Annotated in this window: 24 protein-coding genes and 1 other annotated feature; of the genes, 10 read left to right on the plus strand and 14 right to left on the minus strand. The window is 43.7% G+C overall.

Annotation, left to right across the window (positions count from 1 at the left end; genetic code table 11):
• Nucleotides 1–158: 158 nt before the first annotated feature.
• The 3 genes from MHH56_RS25635 to MHH56_RS25645 are packed head-to-tail and all read right to left on the minus strand — an operon-like array spanning nucleotide 159 to nucleotide 3,900.
• Nucleotides 159–2,255, minus strand: coding sequence for a penicillin-binding transpeptidase domain-containing protein (locus MHH56_RS25635; protein WP_339204482.1), 2,097 nt, complete (start codon nucleotides 2,253–2,255; stop codon nucleotides 159–161).
• Nucleotides 2,256–2,287: 32 nt separating this feature from the next.
• Nucleotides 2,288–3,451, minus strand: a complete 1,164-nt coding sequence (locus tag MHH56_RS25640) for a transglutaminase-like domain-containing protein (protein ID WP_339204483.1) — start codon at nucleotides 3,449–3,451, stop codon at nucleotides 2,288–2,290.
• Entirely contained in the window at nucleotides 3,451–3,900 is a 450-nt protein-coding gene (locus tag MHH56_RS25645) for a hypothetical protein (RefSeq protein WP_339204484.1), read from the minus strand. Before MHH56_RS25645 ends, MHH56_RS25640 begins: the two co-directional genes overlap by 1 nt.
• A gap of 162 nt (nucleotides 3,901–4,062) precedes the next feature.
• Between MHH56_RS25645 and MHH56_RS25650 the strand changes: the two genes are divergently transcribed.
• On the plus strand, nucleotides 4,063–5,226 hold the full coding sequence (locus MHH56_RS25650; RefSeq protein WP_339204485.1) for an MFS transporter: 1,164 nt from the start codon (nucleotides 4,063–4,065) through the stop codon (nucleotides 5,224–5,226).
• Between the two features lie 406 nt (nucleotides 5,227–5,632).
• Complete coding sequence (locus tag MHH56_RS25655; protein ID WP_339204486.1) at nucleotides 5,633–6,004, plus strand: toprim domain-containing protein; 372 nt, start codon at nucleotides 5,633–5,635, stop codon at nucleotides 6,002–6,004.
• On the opposite strand, the gene MHH56_RS25660 is transcribed toward MHH56_RS25655, so the two are convergent.
• Both MHH56_RS25660 and cyoE read right to left on the minus strand, forming a co-directional pair.
• On the minus strand, nucleotides 6,001–6,606 hold the full coding sequence (locus MHH56_RS25660) for an SCO family protein (RefSeq protein WP_339204487.1): 606 nt from the start codon (nucleotides 6,604–6,606) through the stop codon (nucleotides 6,001–6,003). The two genes, MHH56_RS25655 and MHH56_RS25660, sit on opposite strands and share 4 nt — an antisense overlap.
• 24 nt (nucleotides 6,607–6,630) lie before the next feature.
• Nucleotides 6,631–7,488: a heme o synthase gene (gene cyoE, locus MHH56_RS25665; protein WP_339204488.1), complete on the minus strand. Its 858-nt coding sequence runs from the start codon at nucleotides 7,486–7,488 to the stop codon at nucleotides 6,631–6,633.
• A gap of 261 nt (nucleotides 7,489–7,749) precedes the next feature.
• On the opposite strand from cyoE, the gene MHH56_RS25670 reads away from it, so the two are divergent.
• Nucleotides 7,750–8,172, plus strand: coding sequence for a cell wall hydrolase (locus MHH56_RS25670; RefSeq protein WP_076267501.1), 423 nt, complete (start codon nucleotides 7,750–7,752; stop codon nucleotides 8,170–8,172).
• Nucleotides 8,173–8,337: 165 nt separating this feature from the next.
• On the plus strand, nucleotides 8,338–8,772 hold the full coding sequence (gerQ, locus tag MHH56_RS25675; RefSeq protein ID WP_256710866.1) for a spore coat protein GerQ: 435 nt from the start codon (nucleotides 8,338–8,340) through the stop codon (nucleotides 8,770–8,772).
• Here the strand turns inward: gerQ and MHH56_RS25680 are convergent.
• On the minus strand, nucleotides 8,762–9,070 hold the full coding sequence (locus MHH56_RS25680; RefSeq protein ID WP_339204490.1) for a hypothetical protein: 309 nt from the start codon (nucleotides 9,068–9,070) through the stop codon (nucleotides 8,762–8,764). The genes gerQ and MHH56_RS25680 overlap by 11 nt on opposite strands.
• Before the next feature lie 87 nt (nucleotides 9,071–9,157).
• Between MHH56_RS25680 and MHH56_RS25685 the strand changes: the two genes are divergently transcribed.
• On the plus strand, nucleotides 9,158–10,144 hold the full coding sequence (locus MHH56_RS25685; RefSeq protein ID WP_339204491.1) for a metal-dependent hydrolase: 987 nt from the start codon (nucleotides 9,158–9,160) through the stop codon (nucleotides 10,142–10,144).
• A gap of 166 nt (nucleotides 10,145–10,310) precedes the next feature.
• On the opposite strand, the gene MHH56_RS25690 is transcribed toward MHH56_RS25685, so the two are convergent.
• Nucleotides 10,311–10,523, minus strand: coding sequence for an alpha/beta-type small acid-soluble spore protein (locus MHH56_RS25690; protein ID WP_054023438.1), 213 nt, complete (start codon nucleotides 10,521–10,523; stop codon nucleotides 10,311–10,313).
• Nucleotides 10,524–10,655: 132 nt separating this feature from the next.
• On the opposite strand from MHH56_RS25690, the gene MHH56_RS25695 reads away from it, so the two are divergent.
• Nucleotides 10,656–10,832 (plus strand): DUF5325 family protein, encoded by a 177-nt coding sequence (locus tag MHH56_RS25695; RefSeq protein ID WP_179089778.1) that lies wholly within the window; start codon nucleotides 10,656–10,658, stop codon nucleotides 10,830–10,832.
• A gap of 36 nt (nucleotides 10,833–10,868) precedes the next feature.
• Here the strand turns inward: MHH56_RS25695 and trpS are convergent, their stop codons facing one another.
• Nucleotides 10,869–11,858 carry a tryptophan--tRNA ligase gene (trpS, locus tag MHH56_RS25700; protein WP_339204492.1) on the minus strand — a complete coding sequence of 330 codons (990 nt, stop codon included), beginning with the start codon at nucleotides 11,856–11,858 and terminating at the stop codon, nucleotides 10,869–10,871.
• A gap of 60 nt (nucleotides 11,859–11,918) precedes the next feature.
• Nucleotides 11,919–12,181: a binding site (T-box leader), on the minus strand.
• Between the two features lie 120 nt (nucleotides 12,182–12,301).
• Between trpS and MHH56_RS25705 the strand changes: the two genes are divergently transcribed.
• Complete coding sequence (locus MHH56_RS25705; protein ID WP_339204493.1) at nucleotides 12,302–13,339, plus strand: permease; 1,038 nt, start codon at nucleotides 12,302–12,304, stop codon at nucleotides 13,337–13,339.
• Entirely contained in the window at nucleotides 13,336–14,166 is an 831-nt protein-coding gene (locus MHH56_RS25710; RefSeq protein WP_339204494.1) for a TIGR03943 family protein, read from the plus strand. Before MHH56_RS25705 ends, MHH56_RS25710 begins: the two co-directional genes overlap by 4 nt.
• Nucleotides 14,167–14,222: 56 nt before the next feature.
• Here MHH56_RS25710 and MHH56_RS25715 read toward each other — a convergent pair whose 3' ends face one another.
• Complete coding sequence (locus MHH56_RS25715) at nucleotides 14,223–14,627, minus strand: O-methyltransferase (RefSeq protein ID WP_076267494.1); 405 nt, start codon at nucleotides 14,625–14,627, stop codon at nucleotides 14,223–14,225.
• Nucleotides 14,628–15,133: 506 nt separating this feature from the next.
• Here MHH56_RS25715 and MHH56_RS25720 point away from each other — a divergent pair.
• On the plus strand, nucleotides 15,134–16,399 hold the full coding sequence (locus tag MHH56_RS25720; RefSeq protein WP_339204495.1) for a methyl-accepting chemotaxis protein: 1,266 nt from the start codon (nucleotides 15,134–15,136) through the stop codon (nucleotides 16,397–16,399).
• 83 nt (nucleotides 16,400–16,482) lie between these two features.
• On the opposite strand, the gene MHH56_RS25725 is transcribed toward MHH56_RS25720, so the two are convergent.
• Both MHH56_RS25725 and MHH56_RS25730 read right to left on the minus strand, forming a co-directional pair.
• A complete protein-coding gene (locus MHH56_RS25725) occupies nucleotides 16,483–17,292 on the minus strand; it encodes a (2Fe-2S)-binding protein (RefSeq protein WP_339204496.1) in 810 nt (269 codons plus the stop codon).
• A 92-nt stretch (nucleotides 17,293–17,384) separates the two neighbouring features.
• Nucleotides 17,385–18,269 carry a fumarylacetoacetate hydrolase family protein gene (locus tag MHH56_RS25730; RefSeq protein ID WP_339204497.1) on the minus strand — a complete coding sequence of 295 codons (885 nt, stop codon included), beginning with the start codon at nucleotides 18,267–18,269 and terminating at the stop codon, nucleotides 17,385–17,387.
• 136 nt (nucleotides 18,270–18,405) lie between these two features.
• Here MHH56_RS25730 and MHH56_RS25735 point away from each other — a divergent pair, with 136 nt between their 5' ends.
• Nucleotides 18,406–19,236, plus strand: a complete 831-nt coding sequence (locus MHH56_RS25735; RefSeq protein WP_339204498.1) for a polysaccharide deacetylase family protein — start codon at nucleotides 18,406–18,408, stop codon at nucleotides 19,234–19,236.
• Between the two features lie 61 nt (nucleotides 19,237–19,297).
• Here the strand turns inward: MHH56_RS25735 and MHH56_RS25740 are convergent, their stop codons facing one another.
• The 3 genes from MHH56_RS25740 to MHH56_RS25750 form a co-directional block, all read right to left on the minus strand.
• A complete protein-coding gene (locus MHH56_RS25740; RefSeq protein WP_339204499.1) occupies nucleotides 19,298–19,936 on the minus strand; it encodes a 3D domain-containing protein in 639 nt (212 codons plus the stop codon).
• 123 nt (nucleotides 19,937–20,059) lie between these two features.
• Nucleotides 20,060–20,914: a CAP domain-containing protein gene (locus MHH56_RS25745; protein ID WP_339204500.1), complete on the minus strand. Its 855-nt coding sequence runs from the start codon at nucleotides 20,912–20,914 to the stop codon at nucleotides 20,060–20,062.
• Nucleotides 20,915–21,144: 230 nt separating this feature from the next.
• Nucleotides 21,145–21,831 (minus strand): peptidoglycan recognition family protein, encoded by a 687-nt coding sequence (locus MHH56_RS25750; protein WP_339204501.1) that lies wholly within the window; start codon nucleotides 21,829–21,831, stop codon nucleotides 21,145–21,147.
• Nucleotides 21,832–21,968: the final 137 nt, after the last annotated feature.

Genomic DNA, 21,968 nt, shown 5'->3' on the forward strand with positions numbered 1-21,968 from the left:
TTGCCCTTATGAATCTTAGTTTACCTAATGCCTTTTTTTTAATAATACACAAAAATGTTTCACCAGTGCAACATTTATTTTAAAATGGGCGATTTCCACAGCAAAAAAGACAGATCGGAGTTGATGCTCCGACCTGCCTTTTTGATGTTTTTAGACCACTATTCGTTTGTTCCTGTTCCTGTATCAGTTCCTGCATTAGCAATATCCGTTGAATTATTAGCCGTGTTGCCAGCAGCATCATTTGTAGCTGGCGCCTTCTTCTTCGGCACGCCGTACAAACCAATTTCCTCGTCATAAGCATCAAAAATCTTACGAGCAATTGGAGATGCTCCATAACTCCCGAATCCACCATCAGGTACAACAACAGCTACAGCAAGCTTCGGTTTATCGGCAGGCGCATAGGCGATAAATACCGCATTTTCTGCAGTCCGCCCTTTTACTGATTGCTGTGACGTACCTGTCTTACGGTTATAGGTGTAATCCACGCCTTCAAAACCTTGCGAGCTAACCTTCGACATGCCTAGCTCAACTTCTTTCCAGTATTCAATCGGGTAATTTACTTCATTCAAAATGACAGGCGTATAGCCTTGAATAATATTTCCATCTGCATCCTTAATTTCGTTTACAAATTGCGGCTTCATTCGTTTGCCGCGATTAGCAAGCATTGCAGTATATTGCGCGAGCTGCAAGGTTGTATACCGCCCTTGCTGACCGAAGGAGGCTTGAACGAGCGCTGATTGCGAACTGGCATTTTTCGCCTCGTTAAAGTACTCAATAACGCCCTTCGTTTCGTTAGGCAAATCGCTTTCCGTCAGGACGCCAAGACCAAATTGCTTCATGTATTCGTCCCAAATTTCTACGCCGTTCTTGCCATTTTGCGAGTCTCTTCTATAAAGCTTATCCCCAACCATAGCTGCCATAAACGTATTGGAAGAATGCTGAATAGCTTGGGCTCCATCAATGTAGCCATAAGATTTGAATTGGGAGTTACGGATATATGTCTCGTACCCTGTTCTACCATACGAGAATCTCCCATTATCTAAATAAGTACTTGACGTCTTAAACAATTTCTCATTTAATCCAACAAGAACGGATAATGGCTTCAATACAGAACCCGAAGGAAGGATAGAAGAAGGATGCTCATTGCGCTCTTCTTCAGAATACTTGCCATATACCGTTCGAATCGTACCGTTCGATAAGATATTCTGGAAGTTCTCGTAATCCTCTTTGCTAATACGGCCGCCTGACCAAATATTAGGATCATAATCCGGCATACTCGCCATCGCCACGATTTTACCTGTATCAACTTCCATCGCTACTGCGAATCCGGTTTGTGCATATTTGGCACGCTCATATTTGTTTGTAGACGTTGATATTTTTTTGAGCTGATCCATAATTGCTGTTTCCGTCGTTAACTGTACGTTTTTGTTAATGGTTAAATAAAGGTCCGACCCCTTCGTAGGGTTCGTTATTTCCATAGGTCCGATAATACGCTCCGCGTTGTTAACGGGATAGGTTTTCAAACCATTTTTGCCGCGCAGCACGTCCTGATACATCCGCTCAAGACCGTCGAAGCCAACGTCCTCTTCATCCAAATATCTCAGCGTAGGATCTTCCTCAGTCGTCTTTTCCTTGTAGAAGTCTACGTTTTCGCGAACGGTATTAAACTTCTTCAAATACCCGACAAGCTGCACCGAAATCGAATCTTTATCATAGTTCCGAACGCTTTCCTCCATGATATCTACACCTTTGAACGCCGTGCGATTTTCCATGAAATAAGCCACTTCTTTATTCGTGAGGCCGGATTTAATCCGCCGCGGGGTCGAGATATTATTCCGCTTAAAATCAAGATCCATCTGGCGAATAATATCGTCAACCGTCATCGCCTTGGCAGGATCGCCAAGCTTTGTAAATATTTCATAAAGCTTCTGCGCCATTTCTTTTGCACTTGCAGTCGCTTTCTCCAGCTTAAGCTCAGGCTGAATCGTGAAATAAATAGACTGGGTCGAAGTCGAATACGCAATTGCATGACCCGTAGCGTCGTAAATATTGCCCCTAATCGGCGGAATCTTCACGCTGCGTGTACTTTTGCCGATCCCTTCAGCACTTAGCGTCGGCCCTTCAACAAACTGTAAAATGGCTAGCCTTACAATCAAAACACTAAACAATGCGAACGTAATAAAGAAAAATAAGTTCAATCGAAACGAAAAATGACGTCGATTTATAATTTCCCGTTTCTGCGGATCATCTTGCATGTCTAATCACCTCATAACCTTCTCATTTTGAGCTATGCATCACGTATGTGAGTATCGTCAAATGCCGGCGGATTAAACCAATTCCCGGTATTTGCCCAAGTAGCATCCAGTGGAATCCAGCCATTATCCCCTTCGCTGATTCGCACCTCATTCCAAGCATGTGGACCGAAGCCTCCCTTACCGTTAGCTCCCATTCCAGTTACAACCCGTACCTCTAGACCTGCTGACCTAGCCATTACAGCATATAAACGAGCTATATCTATACATACGCCTTTGCGCGTATCAAATGTTTCGGGAGGTGTCTGTTCCTTCCAAATTCCCTGCTCTTCATAATTCCGAGCTTTGTCCCAATCGTAAGCAATTCTTGTTCCAAGAAAGTCATATAGCTTTCTCGCCTTATCCTCATTCGTTTGCGCATCCTTGGTCACATAAAGAGCAGCTTTCTCAATCTCAGCTGGGATGGCGTAATCAATAATCTCATATTTTCGTTGTAAAATTTGTTTGAACTGCGCTTCAACCGCTTGGGCGAGCACGGGTCCTTGCCCTGCTAGAACGTCTCCGGCAACTGGACTCAGCCACGAAGCCGCTTTGGTATAAACCGTCGATTCGGAAATTTTGTCGACATACCAGCCATTTGGCACAAGGGACACATAAACGAATAAAAGAACGACGAATACAAATGAACGACCCGCTCCGTGAGCAGCACCAATTAAAGCCCCTATGGCACGGCTAGCACTTCGCCTGCCTTGCAAGTGAGCCATAGGCTCTTCCTTGCCGCTCCTCAGAACGCCTTCTACTGCTTTCTCCAGCAAAGGCTCAATAGAAGCTGCCAATGCCCGCAGCAGTAAATAACCGAGCAGGAACAAGACGCCATAGCGCAGCAATGCAAAATCCCTCAAACTCGTAAGCAGCGTGTACCATGCTTGCTCCACCCCGCTGAGGTCATGAAGAGGAACCTTCACCTTGCTAGTCAACCACTTCGCTACAGCTGGTGACAATGTATTCGTAAGCTGTGCTGCCAGTACCAAACATACGATAACTGCTAAACCTTCCCAAACAAAAAAGAAAAGACGCCTCGCAGATCCCGATGCGCCTCTCCTCATCCCCTGTATAAGAGAGCCAATTAGCAATAGAAGCACAATGATAGCAATTGGCTCCGGCTCTCTAAATAATTGATCCCAGCTTGTCATCGGCATTACCCGTTCTGCTTCGCTTGGTCGATGAAGGTTTGTATCGTATTATCGAGCTCCCACTTGCCGAGCGCCGTTCCACGGAATGAAATGGCAACCTCATTCGCACCCGGCTCTCCGGTAAGCTCTACATTTTTAGTTTTCACTGTAAAGGTTCCATCCCCGTTATTCACGAAAGTAGCATCCTTTGCTTCGCCTACCATTGCATTAACGGCTTCCTGTTTTACTGTATCTGCAACCTTAGTGCCAATCTCTTTCAAATCATCCATAGTGTAGCCGCTATATACGACAATACCAAGCACGATTGCCACCACAAGTGCCCATTTAACTACAGTTTTCACGATGCGGATAATAATTAATAACAAAATAAGCGCAATAACCAGCACAAGCCAATGTTCTTTAAAAAAAGCTGTCCAAGTGTCCCAATCATAGGTCGAAAAATTCAAAAAATCCAATTGCGATCCCCTCCATTATACCTCGTACAAAATCCCATTACAAAATATTATAACCTACGGAATATAGGGCGTAAACGCTCGTTTCCTTTTTATGCAGACATATCCTGTCCCAATTAGACGTACAAGTATATAAGAATGTAATTGGCAAGGAGGGTCAGCTCTGTGAAAACCGCGGTTTGGCTGTACTTATTTTTGTTTATCGCTTTTTTTGATTTGCATGCGCAATACCCCATTTTAACACCTTTTGCCATCTCTTTAGGTGCAGCGCCTTCCTTCATCGGACTCATGATGGGCATGTACTCCATTACGCATTTGCCTGGAAATCTCATTGCAGGCTTTGGCGTTGACCGTTATGGCAGCAGATTGTTTATCGTGTTCAGCCTTATGGCAGCCGGAATTGTTCTCCTGTTTCAATCACATGTAACTAATCCTTGGCAGCTCCTCACGCTCCGCTCCATCAGCGGTTTTGTGCTTGCATTTCTGTCTCCTGCTTGCTTGTCCCTGCTTGCAAGAATAACGAGCGATCGAACGGAGCAAGGAAAGCTTATGGCTGGCAATGGACTCGTTCATACACTAGCATCAGTCGTATCTCCAGCAGCAGGAGCGTATCTCGTTGCAAAAATTGGATTTTCAACTGCTTTTACGCTGCTTGGATGGGTTCTGATCGTAACATCTGTCTGCGCTCTGTTCTTTATTAAAGAAGTTCGCCAGAAGGTAGAGCAAACGGAAGCTGAGGGCAACGACGGGAAAAAGAAAACGAAGCTGCCGCTTGAACCTGCAGTGCCTATTCCTTGGCTCGTCTACCTGCTGCCTGTTGCAATAAGCTGCGCGCAGGGTATCCTATCGTTCGAGCTGCCGCTGCTTGCCAAAACGCAGGAAGCGATGATGACGACCGGACTTTTATTTTCCGTTATCAGTATCGGCGCACTCGTCACATTAAGCATGCTGTTTCTGAACCGCGTATCCGCGTATTTGCGAACTTTGTGGGGCTCGCTCATTCTTGCCATTATTTACTTTGGCATTGCATCCGATATACCGGCACCTCTAACATTGATGCTGCTTTTTGTCGGTATGGCGAAAGGAGTCATTTTGCCCGCGCTGTCCACCTTATTAATTGAGCTTAGCGGCGGAGCACGTTACGGCCGTACTTTTTCCGTATTATCCATCGCCTTCTCCATCGGAGCGTTTATCGGACCGATGGCGGCAGGACAGCTTCGCAATTATATATCGCCTTACTACATAGCATTTATTGCATTGATGATAGCAGTCGCTCTGCTCCCGCTGCGTATTTCCCGTTCACTTTCTTCCCGCACCCATTTTTCGTAGGCATAGGTAAATGCACAGGGCTAATTTCCCATCATGTCATATGCTGTACTATGACAGGTGACTAGTTAGAACAGCTAAGCTCAGCTGTTTGCATTCATCCTTCTAACACTACGGAAACGAGGTGACCCCATATATGTCTGCAAATGTAAGTTCAGAAAATCGTGGTTATGGCCACGGCGGTTTCTCAAACCTTGGCATTATCCTTGTATTGTTTATCCTGCTCGTAATTATAGCTTGCACTTGCCTCTACTAGTAAAATAATAAACGGTCTGCAAACTGCAGACCGTTTATTCATTTTCAAACGAAAAAACCGATCATTCCCGATCTCGGTAAAATTGATGATTGGTGGTAAACTATACATATGCTTCATGACCCTGCTCTACATTCACTACGCGAGGTGACTTCCATGGATATAGCCATTATCGTAGAAGGAAAAAATGACAAGGCAAGACTTAAGCGCGTCCTTCATCAAGATGTACCGATTTTCTGCACCTTCGGCACGCCCGGTTCCGAGCAATTGGACAAGCTTAGAAAACAAATTGGCAAAAGCCAAGCTTATATTTTCACCGACAATGATTCCTCTGGAAAACGGATTCGCTTCTTATTGCGCGACGTATTTCCAGATGCAGAGCATATTTATACCCGCAGAGGTTATTCAGGCGTAGAGCATACGCCAGAGGAATATTTAATTGAGCAATTAGAAAAAGCGGGCCTCGATGCGCATATCCTGTACCCTGCGCAGAGTCCCACTTCTATTTGGAGCAAAGATGAATTTTAAAGCACCTTGTTTAATTGATTTACGATTTCCTCAGCCGTCAAATCTTCTTTGCTGCCATCAATCCATTTGCGAATTTGACCGTCCTTATCCACAATCGTAATTACATTGGAGTGAGAGAAGGAGCCATCCTCATTTTTAATGACGCCAATGCCAAAATCTCTAGCAATTTGCATCGTGTTAGATTCATCGCCCCGCAGGAAACGCCAACCATTAAGATCAGCAAAATTCCGCTTTGCAAAATCACGAATGACTTCAGGTGTATCCCGTACTGGATCAAACGTAATCGAGATGAGCTCTGCTTTAGTGCCGAGCTTGCCTTCCTCTTTAAGCTGCTCCTGTACCTGCGACAGCAAGAAGGTAGTAGGCGGACAAACATCTGGACAATTAGCGAAATAGAAATATACAATTCGCGCCTTACCATTTGTTGAAGCGAGTGTTACCTTCTGATCATCCAGATCTGTCAGCTCAAACGCTGGCGCAGCCTTCTCGATTGGAAGAGTCTGCTTCTCCGGCATGCCGTACGTAATAAATAAATAAATTCCCATTGCTGCGCAAAGCGCAAGTACCGCAATTTTGAAGCTATGTTTTTTGACAAAATCCACGCCAGTCACTCCTTAAGACGATAATTATGATCCCGTCGTATTAAGAATCATAACGATAAATATAACCATTAAATAATTGACCGAGATAAGAAAATTGGTTTTCGCCCATTTGTCGGTATCCTTGGCTTTTGGCCCGCGCAACGTATGGATAAGCCAGATTAAGCCGCCTGCAACGGATATAACCAAGAAGAAAATACCAACGTAACCGTAGGAGTAAAACAATATGCCCGTTGGCAAAAGCAATACGATGTAAGGAATCATTTGAAACTTCGTACGTTTGATTCCTTTCACGACAGGCAGCAATGGAAAACCTGCTGCGCGATATTCTTCTACCCTTCTAATGGCAAGCGACCAGAAATGAGCAGGCTGCCACAGAAACATCAGAGCAAACAATATCCAAGCACCCGCATCGATTTCACCTGTTACCGCGCAATAACCGATAACCGGCGGCATCGCGCCAGAGATGCCTCCAACCGATGTACTCCAAGTTGAAGTACGCTTGAGCCACATCGTGTAAACCACAATATAAACACCCCAGCCTAGCAGTCCGAGCCAACCCGATAATGGGTTAACGAGCAGGAAGAGAACAGCTAGTCCAACAACCCCCAAAATAATACCATAAGCCAGAACAGAGCCTGGCGTCATTCGACCGGTAGGAAGCGCGCGATCCTTCGTACGTTCCATTTTCAAATCAAGTTCCCGATCCCAATAATTATTAATCACGGTTGCTGACGCTATCGTCAACGTTGAGCCGATAATCGCCCATATAAGCAATAGAACGTTAATGTCCCATTTGGAAGCAACCATGAAACCACCTATCGCAGCGAATACATTAAGTCGAAGTAGCCGCGGTTTTGTCAATGCAATCCAGTCTTTAAGCACGAAGCTAGCCTCCCAAGTTATGCGACAAGACGCTGATGGCGTCTATCATCCATTGATGAATCGTTTTTAATCATACCGAAAAAAGAACACGATGACAACGTTCGACGGTTTTGTTCATCATTTTGCCACGTAAATTGTGACAAATCATTTAGTAACCAAATGGGCGGGTGCACAATACAATAACTATGTAGTTTGATGCCTATGCCGAACAGCACATCAAACCGTCCTAAAGTCTACGAAAGGAAGTGATCTGTCAATTCCATGGCTGTCATCAAAACCAATTCCGAAGATACGAAGATGCTCGCTAGGCTCATGCGAGCGGAAGCAGAGGGCGAGGGCGAGCTCGGCATGCTTATGGTAGGCAACGTTGGCGTAAACCGTGTACTAGGAAATTGTATCGACTTTAGAAATCTTCGGTCCATCCCAGACATGGTCTATCAAAGTCCTGGCGGTTTCGAAGCAATCACCAAAAGCTACTTTTATCAAAGCGCTCGTGATAAAGATATTCGATTAGCAAAGCGGGTCATTAACGGCGAACGTCAGCACCCGGCTTCTAATGCATTATGGTTTTTCCGCCCAGCAGGCAGCTGCCCTGATACGTGGTGGGATCAGGCCAACAGCGGAAGGTATAAGAAACATTGCTTCTTCGTTCCAACGCCAGAGGATTGTCCGGCCGTTTATTAAAACTATTTCTAAAGTATGAAAGTGAGGAAATTCTAAATGTCTAATGGTTATGGTTACAAAAATCAAGTAAGCCCCGCAAATACAGGTCCTGTTCAAGGATTCGGCTACGGCGGATATGGTCAATATCAATATCCAATGGGCATGGGGATGCAGCAGCCGATGGGCATGCAACAGCCAACTACGCTCCCAGCCAACTTTCAAACCCAACAAGCACAAGTCATTCCTCCAAATGTGCCAAGCGGATCGTTTATTACGCCACAAGGCGGCACCATCGTTTCGATGCCTTCCGTTGAAGAATCCTATGTAGAAAACATTTTGCGTCTGAACCGCGGCAAAATGGCAACTTTTTATATGACTTACGAAAACAATCGTGAGTGGAACGCCAAGATTTTTAAAGGAATCATCGAAGCTGCTGGACGTGATCATATCGTTATTAGCGATCCAACGACTGGTATGCGCTACTTACTTTTGACGCTTAATCTTGATTATGTAACATTCGATGAGCCGATTGCTTATGAATATCCATTCCAAGGCGGAGTAGTAAGCTCTTCCACTCCACTTGGCATGGCTACTCTCGGCACAGCAAATTCTAGCCGTTAATCGCTGCTTCGCCCTTTAGATGTGCTGGCTTAAACGTCCAAATGTGCATTTTCGCAGCTCCCCCAACAATAAAGCTCGAAATATGCATCCAAGAGGAACGCTCACTGCAGCGTTCTTTTTTGATTTGCTCTACTTGCTCGCAGGTAGCTGCGTTCCATACCTCTACAAATAAACCCGGCTGATCTGTTCCTTCATATAATTGTACATCGTGTCCTTCCTTTAGCAGCGAAGCTGTGTAGTCAAGATATTGTGCCCGAAATTCTGGTGAAACACGATATTCTGCAAAACAAATGTACATTTGCCTTCAGTCTCCTTTAGATTATATTGATAAAGTTGCTCCCTTCCGCCGATACTACATCTAATTATCGATTGGGGAGGACTTGTCATGGACACAGGCACACATCTTATCATGGGCATCGGTTTAGGGGGACTTGCCGCAATTGATCCCGTGGTAGCAGCAAATCCAGCCATTCACACCGCTGTATTGCTCGGCACAGTTATCGGATCGCAAGCGCCCGATTTAGATGGCCTACTTCGTTTAAAAGGCAATGCGATTTACATTCGCAATCATCGCGGCATTTCTCACTCCTTGCCGGCTATCGCCATTTGGACTGCGCTAATTACCGGCCTCCTCCAATTGTTTTACCGCGGCTCGCTCCCTTGGCTGCATATTGGGGGCTGGGTGCTGCTCGCCGTATGCGTGCATGTATTCACCGATTTATTTAATACTTACGGCACTCAAGCGATGCGGCCCTTCACGGACAAATGGATCTCTTGGAACATTATACACATATTTGATCCCATCATTTTCACAACGCATGTCATAGCTATTTTACTGTGGGCAGGCGGATTCGTAAATCCAGCTTCAATATTCCCGCTTATGTACTTGTTTCTAGCCATTTATTTTGTATGGCGGACAGTTACCTCCAGAAGTACGCTGCAACGGATGAAGACGCTGGACACTGAATATCATGAAGGCGATGCTTATATCGTCATTCCAACGATTTCTCTAACGATATGGAATGTAGTCAAGCAAGTTAAAAATGGCGGATTCGCGATTGGAAATTTACGCAATAACAATTTAGTATGGATTGATTATGTGGAATGCTCTGATCACCCGGCAGTCGCCAAATCCAAAAACGATCCCGCCATTCGATCCTTTTTATATTTCACCAGCTTTGCCTGCGCAGACGTTCGGGAGCATTCATGGGGATATGAGGTCAGATGGTGCGACGTACGATATCGCCATCGCAAGCAATACCCATTCGTTGGCGTTCTGCTTATGAATAAAAAGGATGAGACCATTGGCTCTTATGTCGGCTGGCTTAGCGATGAACGTTTATTGAAAAGATTGCGCATGGATACTTTTTAGTATTGACGTTAGAAAGCCCTTTGCTTCAAAATAGAGGGGGCTTTCTTTTTTTTGTTTTATATTATAGAAGAAAGTCGATCAGCCCTGTGCTAAAATGATGGTTACCATAATAAAAAGCCCAAGGATTACCCTTGGGCTTCATTTCATCACTGTGTATTAGAAGCGATTAACGGGAGCCGCCTGACAATTGTTGTTCAGCAATTTGAACAAGCTTTTTCGTAATATAACCACCTAGGGAGCCTGCATCACGAGTTGAAACATTACCGTAGTAGCCATCTTGAGGAATTTGTACGCCCAGTTCTTGCGCTGCCTCAAGTTTCATTTGTTGTAATGCTGCAGTTGCTTGTGGAACAACAAGTTGATTTCTGCTTCCTGCCATAATGTATTTCTCCTTTCGTCCTCTGCACTTTGATGTGTGTTGCAAGCTTGCAAGCTTATTATGCGCACCATCAAAGAATCTATTCTTAAACCATTAAAATATATTGACGATTTATTAAGGAGAGAAAACAAGATGTCCAAACCGCTTTCTTTGTTCTTTTCCGTACTAGCTATCGTATTTATGAGCGCTATGGCTATCTCCATCAGCTATAATGGCTGGTTTGTATTATTGTTTGGTTTGTTGAGCCTTTTCACTATAGGAGCCGGCTTTATTACAAAAGCTCGCTTGCGCAGAAAAAAACAAGGCTGACGCTATGGGGCGTCAGCCTTGTAAGTACCTAAAAGATTAGCCGCGAGGCGGCAGAAAACCCATAAGCTCTTTCACGTCTGCAAGTGTACGATCTGCGACCAAGGAAGCCTTTTCTGCGCCTTGCTTCAAGATTTGATGAATCTCGCCTGAACTGCGAATTTCATTATATCTAGCTTGCAGCGGTTCTATAACCGCAACCACCTGCTCCGCAAGATCCTTCTTGAAAGGTCCATAACCTTGCCCCTCATAACGAGCCTCGATATCTTCAATGCTCATATTTGCACAATGAGCATAAATACTCATTAGATTGCTAATCTCAGGTTTATTTGCTGGATCGTATTTCACTTCGCGGCCTGAATCTGTTGTCGCTCTGCTAATTTTTTTGCGAATCACATCTGGAGAATCAAGCAGCGCAATGAAGCTTCCTACATTTGGATTGCTTTTGCTCATTTTTTTGCTGGCATCATCAAGCGACATTACCCTAGCGCCTACTTTCGGAATATAAGGCTCCGGTATCGTAAAGTATTTGCCAAACCTTGTATTGAAGCGATGCGCCAAATCACGAGTAAGCTCCAAATGCTGCTTCTGATCGTCGCCAACTGGTACAAGATCCGCATTATAAACCAATATATCGGCAGCCATCAGCGTCGGATAGACGAACAGCCCCGCCCCAACAGAATCTTTGCCTGCAGATTTATCTTTGAACTGCGTCATTCTTTCCAGCTCGCCCATGTTGGCAAGCGTTGTAAACAACCATCCAAGCTCAGCATGCGCGCGAACATGCGATTGTACAAATACATTCGCTTTGAGCGGATCTATGCCTGCAGCAATAAATAATGCGGCTACCGCTTCCGTTTGTTCTCTTAAGGCAGCCGGCTCCTGTGGAACCGAAATCGCATGCAAATCAACGATCATAAAAAAGCATTCTTCTGTATGCTGCAGCTTTACGAAGTTTTGCATGGCGCCAATGTAGTTTCCAAGTGTAAGCTGACCGCTTGGCTGAATACCGGAGAGTACTTTTTTCATAATGCTTCGACCTCTTTCTTGTCAATTTTAGTCTAAAAAAAACGCAAAAAATCCCCCGCCGCAAGGGACGAGGGACCGTGGTGCCACCCTAATTCGCTTATGGTACGCTTTGTTATACAATCGAAGCGCATTAAAAATCCCATAAGCCTTGTTGCTCCGTAACGGGGAGCGTCCGTACAAACATCTTCGGCTGCTCGTGCAGCCAGTTTCCGTTCATAGGCTCCGGGGCCCATTCAGCATCGTTGTTTGCACCGGTTCGCAGCAACCACCGGCTCTCTGTACGCAATCCAATCGAGCTTACTTATTCCCATCATTGCATTTAAAACGATTATACATCTGTAATCGTTAATGTCAAGCGATACGAAAGTTGTCCTATCCCGCATCGATACCGCATAAGCTATAGTCATAATCGTAATCCTTACATAAAGAAAGGATATTGGACTATGGCAAAATTTCTATACCGCATCTGTACGCCATTGCTTGGAGTAGGCTGCTTGATCATGCTCGCCCTTATCGTAACCAATCGAGAGCTTCCCACACATCTTTTTAGTATCGCTAATTTGCAATCCTTCAAAATATTATTTATAAGCATTATTTTAGAAGCATTTCCATTTATCCTGCTCGGGGTGATCTTTTCTGCAATTCTGCAAGTCTTCGTTTCGGACGAGCTCATTCAAAAATTCATGCCCAAAAACCCAGTAATGGGAGTTCTCTTTGGGGCGCTGCTAGGCATTTTATTCCCATTATGTGAATGCGGAATGATACCGGTTGTCAGGCGGCTTATTCGCAAAGGCATGCCTGCTTATATCGGAATCGTTTATTTATTGGCAGGCCCCGTCGTTAATCCAATCGTTTTTGCATCAACCTTTGCTGCTTTTCGAACGACGCCAGAAATGGCTTACGCACGAATGATATTAGCCTTTGTCATTGCCGTTATCATCGGCTTGCTCCTTTATAAATTTATGCGCAGCAGTCCGCTCAAATTAGCTCAACCGTTTCATTTAATCAAGCAGGGTCATACACATAGCCACAATCACACCCATATTCATGAGCATGGGACAAGCGGTACTGGATTCCGTGGAAGAGCCGCCTCAACCCTATCACATGCTTCAAACGAGTTTTTTGAAATGGGCAAATATTTTATTTTCGGAGCAATGTTGACCGCCATTATTCAAACGGTTATTGATCGCAGCACCTTTGAGGCATTTGCTGATCAGCCTTTATTTTCATATCTTTTCATGATGGGCTTTGCTTTTATATTATCAATCTGCTCCACTTCAGATGCTTTCATTGCTTCATCGTTCAGCGGCATGTTTGATTTTGGACCGCTGCTTGCTTTTCTTGTATTCGGCCCAATGATCGATCTTAAAAATACATTAATGCTGCTAACGACATTCCGTATTAAATTCGTATTTATTCTCATTGTACTAACCGCGGCGCTAACCTTCATCGGCGCTTGGATAATGGAGGCGCTGCTATGATTCATCATCTTTTACGTGCCGCCATTCTTACAGGTTTTGCTCTGTTTATTCTCTACTTGGATCAAACGGGTGAAATGGCCCTTTATATCGCTCCAAAAATGGAGGTATACGTAAAGCTGTCAGCGTTAGGCCTCTATGCAGCAGCTATTTATCAAGTCTATGCCGCTTTACAGAAACGTATCGGAAATCAAACGCCAAGCTGTGATTGCGAGCACGAGCCATCTCCATCCGTGTTCAAAAACATCATCATTTATGGGTTGTTTATTTTTCCGCTGCTGCTCGGTTTTCTCGTTCCGACCGGGACGCTTGGGAGCGATATTGCTTCAAAAAAAGGGATCAGCTTATCTGGAATTTCAACAGCTGAAGAGAATGGTGCCGGAATCGATGCCTTTTATCCTTTCGATGGCTATATGGAAGCACATACAGCATACGCGAAGAAGCTGTACAGCCAACCACTTATCCGTGTACCGGATACTCAATTTATTGAGACGTTGACGACATTTGATCTCTTTCGAGAGAAACTTATCGGTAAAGAAGTTGAAATTTCGGGGTTTATTTACCACGAGGACGAGATGGGCAAGGAGCGATTTGCGGTCAGTAGATTTGCAATGAATTGTTGTTCAGCCGACGCTATGCCTTATGGACTTATGGTATCTTGGCCAAAAGCGATGGATTACGCCGACGATGAATGGGTGACGGTGACAGGAAGGTTAACGACATCAACTTATATGAATCATGTTGTCATGACTTTAGAAGCCCAGCGGCTTGAACGAATCAAGGTTCCAGAGTCACCTTATGTGTATCCTGATCTTGATTTCGGACAATAAAATGAGGAGCTGACGGATGCCCGTCAGCTCTTTTTTTCTTCTATACGTAATTTTGTTTATTGTGAATCCCATAAATCATTTCTTTTCGGATAATAGCGAGAATTCCAATTGGCCATATTGTAATTAGATTCAAAAAGTATGCTTGCCGACCAAGAATTAGCGCTTGAACGAACGGAAAAATCATATAAAATTTCGCCATGCGACCAGTCTTTCCTAAACTTAAGCGATTCAATGGCCATTTGTTTAAATGCCTGTACCTGAACAGCTGTCAGTCCTTTATCAACACTCTCGAACTTTCCATTTTTGCATTCGATTGGATGGTGCCTAACCCCAAATTTACCCACCGCATTGTTCCGAATATGTATTAATACTGTACCAGCCGTAGCGTTTGTCAGTTCACTTTCAAGCTGACGAAACACGAATTCAACTTGACGAGCGAGAGCTGCAGATTCCGTTTGCATACTTATTATCCTCCTTTATGATTTATTAGGCATGAGTTTCCATTTAGGTCTCAACGCATATTATATAGTCCATTTCTATCATTATCAATATACTAAACAACATTATTTTTGTTTATTTGATATTATTCGACTCTCATTTAATGACTATATAACTTATTTTTACATAATTAAAGAAAGACCATCTCATTACATCTAAATAAAATGAACCTTGCGAACTAAAATAATATTTTTAATTTAATTTTTCATTCTAATTTCAAGTTGCTTTTCTTTCTTACTTAGGAGTTATGTACCATGCAGTCTAAACCATCAATTAATTATAAAAACGATTTCTAATTACCGATAATGGTATCATTTTCTATTTATTGTTACACCGAAAACGTATTTAGTATTTTCCGAAGTGCCGCATGCGGTCATTATTTATCTATTTTTTATGAATCGACAATTATAGACCAATTTCGCAGCTGGTGCTATAATATGGATATTCTATTAAAAGGAGCGCTTACATAATGATCCAATGGTACTATTCGCTTTCCGTGCGCAATAAGCTGCTGATTACTTCTTACCTAAATTTAGCAGTGTTTGCCCTCATTATGCTTGTCATATTATCAGTATCAGGCGGCTCGCTTATCGCTGGAATTATTTTCACAATCATTATGGCAATCGCTACGCTTCCACTCGTTTCATTCATCGAGAGATCCATCAATAATTCATTTGATGAAATTAAAGGAACTGCGCTTCGTATTTCCAAAGGTGATTTCACTCAAAAAATCGACACAACGTCTTCATCAGCTTTAGGCGAGCTTGGACATTCGTTTAACAGTATGATTGATAAACTTCGCGACATTCTTACGGAAACGACGAACATCATCCGTCATGTGTCCGATACAAGTCACAGCATTTTTGACAAAAATAATAATATTCAAATCGCGATGCAGCAGGTTGCTGCTTCCGCAAACGAGCTTGCTACTGGCGCAAACGAAATTTCCGAGGACGTATCGGAGATGAGCGAATCCATTACTGAGATCGAAGAGAAAGTTTCCGATTACGCTACCTCAACAAAGGAAATGAACACACGCTCTGAGCAAACGCTTCAGCTCGTAGATAAAGGCATGAAGGCTCTTGATATTCAAGCCGACGGCATGCGCCGCAACGTTGAGGCAACCGAGAAAGTATCAGCTACAATTGAAGATCTAGCCCGCAAAGCAAGAGGCATTAGTGCAATTACGACGACTATTTCCGATTTGGCTGAGCAAACGAACCTGCTTTCATTGAATGCCTCTATCGAGGCCGCAAGAGCAGGCGAGCACGGACGAGGCTTTGCCGTTGTTGCACAGGAAGTCCGCAAGCTTGCTGAGGAATCCAGCGCTTCAACTAAACAAGTATTCAACCTAGTGAAAAGTATTGACGAGGGTATCAAGCAAACGATCAGCAATATGAAAACAAACGAAGAGGTCGTTAAGCTGCAAACCGAGCATATTAAGGAATCCGAAGTCGTATTCTCAGAAATTGTTCAAAGTGTTCAATTTATTACGGATAAAATTTATGTTTTCTCCCAAGAAAGCGACGCTATGCTTGAGAGTGCCCGCAAAATTTCCGGAGCCATCCAAAATATATCCGCGATTACGCAGCAATCGGCTGCTGGCACGGAGCAAGTATCCGCTTCGATGAATGAGCAGATTGCATCTGTACAAGCGGTGGTAGAAGAAACCGAACGCATGCGTACAATGGCGGCTCAGCTGCTCAGAACCATTAATGTTTTCAAAATGAAATAATCAATTTTTTGATTGCTTATCTCGCAACAAAAAAAAGACCATAATCCTTCCATTCAGAATGGATGATTATGGTCTTTCTTATTTTACGCCTGCTGCTTGCAGCGATATTCTTCACGCTGTTCTGCACGAACACTTTCTTTAACCCTTGGGCAAGTATAACAATAATAGCCGCCATCAACTAAGTAATACAAGCAGCAAGCTGCTTTCAGCCGAACTTGCTTATCTTTGTCTCCCAACGACTCTGTCATACGGAATTTCACATCAAGCGGATTTTTGCTTCTGCCGAAAACCTCGCCATCAAGCGATTTGACCATATTGAAATGAGTCACAATGCTTAGCTTTACCTGTTCATCTGCTTCGGCACTCAGCATTCTGTCATACCCATATTCAAGCGAGGTAGGAAGCTGGCTCCAGAGCATGCCTACTTTCAACGTTCCTACCTTCGCAATCAAGTCAAACACAGGACGTATCGTATGCTCAAACAAAGAGCTGATTTTATCCTTAATCCACATTTCTTGTTCTTCCAAAGGTAGTGGAGCCGCTACAAATTCAGAGTTATGTAAGTAAAAGCTGACAGCAATATATTCATGATTGTTATATTCAGCCTTGTATATTTGAACCGTTAAATTGTTAAGTGATAAATCCGGCGCTTGTTTCAAAACAGACAACGTATAAAGCAAGCCCAGCATAGGCCCGCGAAACCAACCTGCCATGTACACTTCCCCTACGGAAGGGTCCATGCCTTTAACTAGCGGTGTATAGAAAGCTAATAATTGCTTCAATTTATTCTCATCCAACAGATCTATTGCAGGGCAGGTAAACAGAAGATTTTCTCGTTTATTTACCGTTAAATCATAGCTGTCCTCCAACATCGCAAACAACGCTTCATTCATTGATGTTCTCGTCCTTCCATAACATGAATGTACAATAATAAACGATACGATTTATTATACAACGGACGAAAATGATTATCAATTGCATTTCATTATCTCATTGTGACAGTTAACTCACCAAGCTGCTCGATTTCCACGGTTACCACATCACCTGATTTTAAATAGACCCTTTGATCTCTCGGGTATCCGATTACTACCCCTTCCGGAGTGCCTGTTAATATGATATCGCCAGGTACGAGTGTCATATGCTTAGAAATGTAACTAATTATAGATCGGCAAGAAAAAATCATATCTTCCGTATTCGAATGCTGCTTTTGAACACCGTTTACGCGGCAAGAAATAGTGAGCTTATCCGGATCATTTACTTCATCTGCCGTTACGATATAAGGACCAATTGGTGCAAATCCGTCGCAGCTTTTGCCAAGCATCCACTGCGATGTACGGCGCTGCAGGTTCCTCGCTGACAAATCGTTAGCGCAGCTATAGCCAAAAACATAATCAAGCGCATCCGCTTCTTCGATGTTTTTTGCCGTTTTTCCTATAATGATCGCAAGCTCAGCTTCATAATCCACCTCATTGCTCGTAAGCGGCAGCTCCACCTTATCACCATGTGCACTCAGGGCATTGGCAAATTTATTAAACAAAATAGGGGTGGTCGGAATTTCAGCTTTCGTCTCCTCTGCATGCTTGCGGTAATTTAAACCGACGCAAATTATTTTTTGCGGGTTCGAAACGACCGGTGCGTAAGCGAAATTTGTGTCCTCAAGCACATACATGTGGTTGTTAGTTGCAACGACAGCCTCAATAACCGCTTGAAGTTCCGCTAATGCTGTTTTACCGCCTCTTATAACTTCTTCTATAGAAAGAGGAGCTGGAATATCCAGAGCTTGAGAGGCCATTTTAATATCAATAATTCCTAAGTCAACCTGCACGCCGAGTCTTAGTTGATCGGATTGCTTAAACTGCAATAATTTCATAAATGATAACCTCCCTGCCATGAATTGGTGAACTATGTTTAGTTTAAGCCTCTCTTTTTTTAAAGTAAAGCGCATGAAAGTATGCAGCATGGGTAAAATAGCGGCACGGCTTGTTTACAATCAATCATGGGGACTGATGCAAATGTGGAAAACACCACATAAAATGGGGAAGACTGTGGCGGGCATTGCTTTAATCGGTTGTATGCTGCTTAACCTATCAACCGATTCCTATGCTTCAGCTGCCGATAAGCAGCAAATAGCTCAGTTCAAACCTGCAAAAGAATCAAAAAAACGAAAAACGGCTGTCGTGTCTTGGGATAGGCTTCATAGGCAATTTCCCAATACCTTTCTCCTTAATGGGCCTCGTAATAAGAAAAGAGTTGCGCTAACGTTTGATGATGTGCCCGATCCAAGATATACACCAGCTATTTTGGATATATTAGCGGAGCATGATGTTTGCGCTACTTTTTTTATTGTAGGAAATCGTGCTGCCAAATACCCTGCATTAGTAAAGCGGATACATAACGAAGGGCATGTCATTGGTAATCACTCTTATGACCATGCTATTTTTTCAAAGCTTACTTTAACGAAGTATCAGAAGCAAATTTGGCGAACGGACACCATAATAAAAAATATAGTCGGATATTCTCCTCATTTTATACGACCGCCATACGGAGAACTGCTGCCTCAGCAAGTAAGATGGAGCAAGCAGGCTGGTTTTGCTATCGTCAACTGGGATGTGGATTCCATAGATTGGAAGAACAATCCTAGCAGCGCATTGGTGCTGCAAAATATAAAAAGAACACTTCAACCTGGATCGATTATTTTACAGCACGCAGGCGGAGGAGTCGGCCAAAACTTATCCGGCACGGTTGCTGCACTCCCGAAGCTCATCCAATTGCTGGAAAGCAAAGGGTATGAGCTCGTTACATTGCCTGAGCTCGTCGGACAATCCAAAGCCCGTTAAGTTTTCTGTACAAAAAAGGCAATCCCTCATGAAGAGTGGATTGCCTTTTCCATCTATATTTTTATTCAAGAACGAATACTTTCACGTTTTGGATACCAAAAGACATGGCTTGGCTTGTTGAGCCTGGTACAAAAATATCAACGCGATTGCCTTTAATCGAACCGCCAATATCTGTTGCTGTTGCAATCATACCGCCTTGCGGCAAACCATTATAGGAATACCCTGTCACATAAAGCTTTGTGCCAAGAGGTATCATTTTCGGATCTACGGCAATCGTACCAACCTGGAGCTTGTCTCCAAAGTAGTCGACTGCTCCCCACTTGCCATTCTCAGATGCTGCTGCTGTATAAGCCGTAGCTTGTACGAGAAGCGCTTTCGAGTAAGCGTATTCTTTACCATTCATGGCTTTAACTGTTTTTGCGGAGTCGTCAGCTGCTGAATTCATCGTTGCCGGTTTCTTCTCTACAGAAGCTTCTGTGGAAGGTATCGTAAGCTTTAAACCTTTATAAAGGTTAAGCGGATCTATCTTAGGATTAGCTTCCATTAGTGTATCCAAAGGTACACTGTACTGCTTGGATAGCTTCCAGAATGTATCATTGTCATTCGCTGTATGTGTTTTCGAAGCTGCACTTACTGTTCCTGCTGCCATCATAACCGATAATCCTACTACTGCTGCTGCTAATGTACGTTTTTTAAACATGGGGTAAATCCTCCTGTGCGTTCCCGAAGTTTCACAACTTCGATCACGTGATTATAAATCTTGTTAAGGGCGGTTGTCCGCCCCTAACGTATTGCTTGCTGTTTTCTAAGGTCTAAGGAAAGACTAGCCGATAAACATTTGAACCCATTCGCCGTTTACATAACCAACGCCGATTTTTGTAAAGTTGCCGCTAAGAATGTTTGCTTTGTGACCTGGGCTGTTCATCCAAGCAGTCATAACATCTTGTGGTGTTTTTTGACCAGAAGCAATGTTCTCACCAGCATAAGAATAAGTCACTCCGAAAGAACGCATCATATCAAATGGAGATCCGTATGTCGGCGATGTGTGGCTGAAGTAGTTGTTAACGTCCATATCTCTTGCTTTCTCTGACGCTACTTTCGTAAGAAGCGTATCGCTCTTCAAAGCGGACAAGCCAACTTTAGCACGTTCCTTATTCACTAAGTCGACAACTTGTGATTGATAAGCACTCAAATTGGAAGCTCCTGTGTCGGTACCTGTGCCTGGTTTTGTTTCAGTTCCTGTGCCAGTTCCTGGTTTTGTTACTGTTCCAGTACCTGTTCCTGGTTTTGTTACTGTTCCAGTACCTGTTCCTGGTTTTGTTACTGTTCCAGTACCTGTTCCTGGTTTTGTTACTGTTCCAGTACCTGTTCCCGGTTTTGTTACTGTTCCAGTACCTGTTCCCGGTTTTGTTACTGTTCCAGTGCCTGTTCCCGGATTAGTGTTACCGCCTGTTGTAGGCCATTGAATGAAGCTGCCATTCAAAAGCTTGCTAATATCTATTCCATATTTATCACCGATCTGTTTGATCGTATCTTGGCTAATGAGGCATGGTTGTTGAATCGTGGAGAAAGTTTTCACAGCCGGTGCTGCACCTGCCGTTGGAGCCGTAAAACCTGCGCCGATCACCGTTGCTGCGATTATGCCAGCGACACCTACACGTATTGGTTGCATCTTCATGAATGAATCCTCCTAATAAGATAAGTTTTTGTAAAAAAGCGTCTGACGACTGAAGCTTTTTCAGCTGCGCATTCGTTTTGTTTGCGCATCGTTCTTCCTGACGCCACTTATCTTACCATGGGGTTTTTGGTGTTTCATGACACAAAAACTGGTAATCGTGTGAAAATAGCTAGCAAAACAGTACCATTACTGCTTTATGAGAATATGCTCATCACCGTTTTTTGCTGCTTTTAGAGCTGTCCGCTAGCTTTTCGAAGCTCATTTGCGAGCCGATGAATTTCATCTTTCTCCGCTTTTGTGGTTGCTGCAAACCATGCTGGAGAGAGCCAAGTAGAGATAATTTTGTTAGCATCCGCTGCGTTCATATCAACATCCCTCCAGTCGCGAACAAGCTCTAAGAAAGCCGCTTTGTTAACTGAACTTCCTGGACATGTTTTCGCTGGATTCATTTCGCGATGAAACAAAATTTGACTGTCTGGCAGCTTCCACATGGCAGCAATTTGACTTGTCAGCTTAACGGCTGAAGCAAGCTGAGCACCTTCCAGCTTCTCAGCTCCAACATCAAAATTACCGATCATCTCGAACATAAACGGATGTATGCGGTCTGGATCAGGGTCATTGTAGCCAACAGCAGAGGCCGGCGCCTCCAGAAGAGAACGACCCTCCCATATATAGCCGTCAGGGTCGATCGTTGCGTGCTGGGCGATATCACCCCAATTTTGTGTAATCGCATGAAACCGCCACATCCCTTGAATGATTTTCATTTTATCCGCAGCTCTGCGATAATCCACAATAGTCGGCTTCCATGTTCCATGCACATGAATCTGCGAAAACTTCACTTTTGATACGAATGGTTTCAAATACTCAACATACTCCGCAAAAGTAAACCTTTGAAAATATTTGCGCTCTACGACCATTCCGTTTCGCATCCCCTCGATAAACAATTGCTATATTTTATGCGATACATGAATGAATCGAGACGGCAAACACATAAAAAAAAGCAAGCCATGGATAAATTCCACGACTTGCTTCTTGTTTATAAATCTATTTTTGC

The sequence above is a fragment of the Paenibacillus sp. FSL K6-3182 genome, assembly GCF_037976325.1.
Classification (GTDB): domain Bacteria; phylum Bacillota; class Bacilli; order Paenibacillales; family Paenibacillaceae; genus Pristimantibacillus.

What these genes read in the sequence shown, in the direction of transcription:
- MHH56_RS25635 (WP_339204482.1), bottom strand. Translation starts at nt 2,255, where the DNA reads ATGCAAGATGATCCGCAGAAACGGGAAATTATAAATCGACGTCATTTT.
- MHH56_RS25640 (WP_339204483.1), bottom strand. Translation starts at nt 3,451, where the DNA reads ATGCCGATGACAAGCTGGGATCAATTATTTAGAGAGCCGGAGCCAATT.
- MHH56_RS25655 (WP_339204486.1), top strand. Translation starts at nt 5,633, where the DNA reads ATGGATATAGCCATTATCGTAGAAGGAAAAAATGACAAGGCAAGACTT.
- MHH56_RS25670 (WP_076267501.1), top strand. Translation starts at nt 7,750, where the DNA reads ATGGCTGTCATCAAAACCAATTCCGAAGATACGAAGATGCTCGCTAGG.
- gerQ (WP_256710866.1), top strand. Translation starts at nt 8,338, where the DNA reads ATGCAACAGCCAACTACGCTCCCAGCCAACTTTCAAACCCAACAAGCA.
- MHH56_RS25680 (WP_339204490.1), bottom strand. Translation starts at nt 9,070, where the DNA reads ATGTACATTTGTTTTGCAGAATATCGTGTTTCACCAGAATTTCGGGCA.
- MHH56_RS25685 (WP_339204491.1), top strand. Translation starts at nt 9,158, where the DNA reads ATGGACACAGGCACACATCTTATCATGGGCATCGGTTTAGGGGGACTT.
- MHH56_RS25690 (WP_054023438.1), bottom strand. Translation starts at nt 10,523, where the DNA reads ATGGCAGGAAGCAGAAATCAACTTGTTGTTCCACAAGCAACTGCAGCA.
- MHH56_RS25695 (WP_179089778.1), top strand. Translation starts at nt 10,656, where the DNA reads ATGTCCAAACCGCTTTCTTTGTTCTTTTCCGTACTAGCTATCGTATTT.
- trpS (WP_339204492.1), bottom strand. Translation starts at nt 11,858, where the DNA reads ATGAAAAAAGTACTCTCCGGTATTCAGCCAAGCGGTCAGCTTACACTT.
- MHH56_RS25705 (WP_339204493.1), top strand. Translation starts at nt 12,302, where the DNA reads ATGGCAAAATTTCTATACCGCATCTGTACGCCATTGCTTGGAGTAGGC.
- MHH56_RS25710 (WP_339204494.1), top strand. Translation starts at nt 13,336, where the DNA reads ATGATTCATCATCTTTTACGTGCCGCCATTCTTACAGGTTTTGCTCTG.
- MHH56_RS25715 (WP_076267494.1), bottom strand. Translation starts at nt 14,627, where the DNA reads ATGCAAACGGAATCTGCAGCTCTCGCTCGTCAAGTTGAATTCGTGTTT.
- MHH56_RS25720 (WP_339204495.1), top strand. Translation starts at nt 15,134, where the DNA reads ATGATCCAATGGTACTATTCGCTTTCCGTGCGCAATAAGCTGCTGATT.
- MHH56_RS25725 (WP_339204496.1), bottom strand. Translation starts at nt 17,292, where the DNA reads ATGAATGAAGCGTTGTTTGCGATGTTGGAGGACAGCTATGATTTAACG.
- MHH56_RS25730 (WP_339204497.1), bottom strand. Translation starts at nt 18,269, where the DNA reads ATGAAATTATTGCAGTTTAAGCAATCCGATCAACTAAGACTCGGCGTG.
- MHH56_RS25735 (WP_339204498.1), top strand. Translation starts at nt 18,406, where the DNA reads ATGCAAATGTGGAAAACACCACATAAAATGGGGAAGACTGTGGCGGGC.
- MHH56_RS25740 (WP_339204499.1), bottom strand. Translation starts at nt 19,936, where the DNA reads ATGTTTAAAAAACGTACATTAGCAGCAGCAGTAGTAGGATTATCGGTT.
- MHH56_RS25745 (WP_339204500.1), bottom strand. Translation starts at nt 20,914, where the DNA reads ATGAAGATGCAACCAATACGTGTAGGTGTCGCTGGCATAATCGCAGCA.
- MHH56_RS25750 (WP_339204501.1), bottom strand. Translation starts at nt 21,831, where the DNA reads ATGGTCGTAGAGCGCAAATATTTTCAAAGGTTTACTTTTGCGGAGTAT.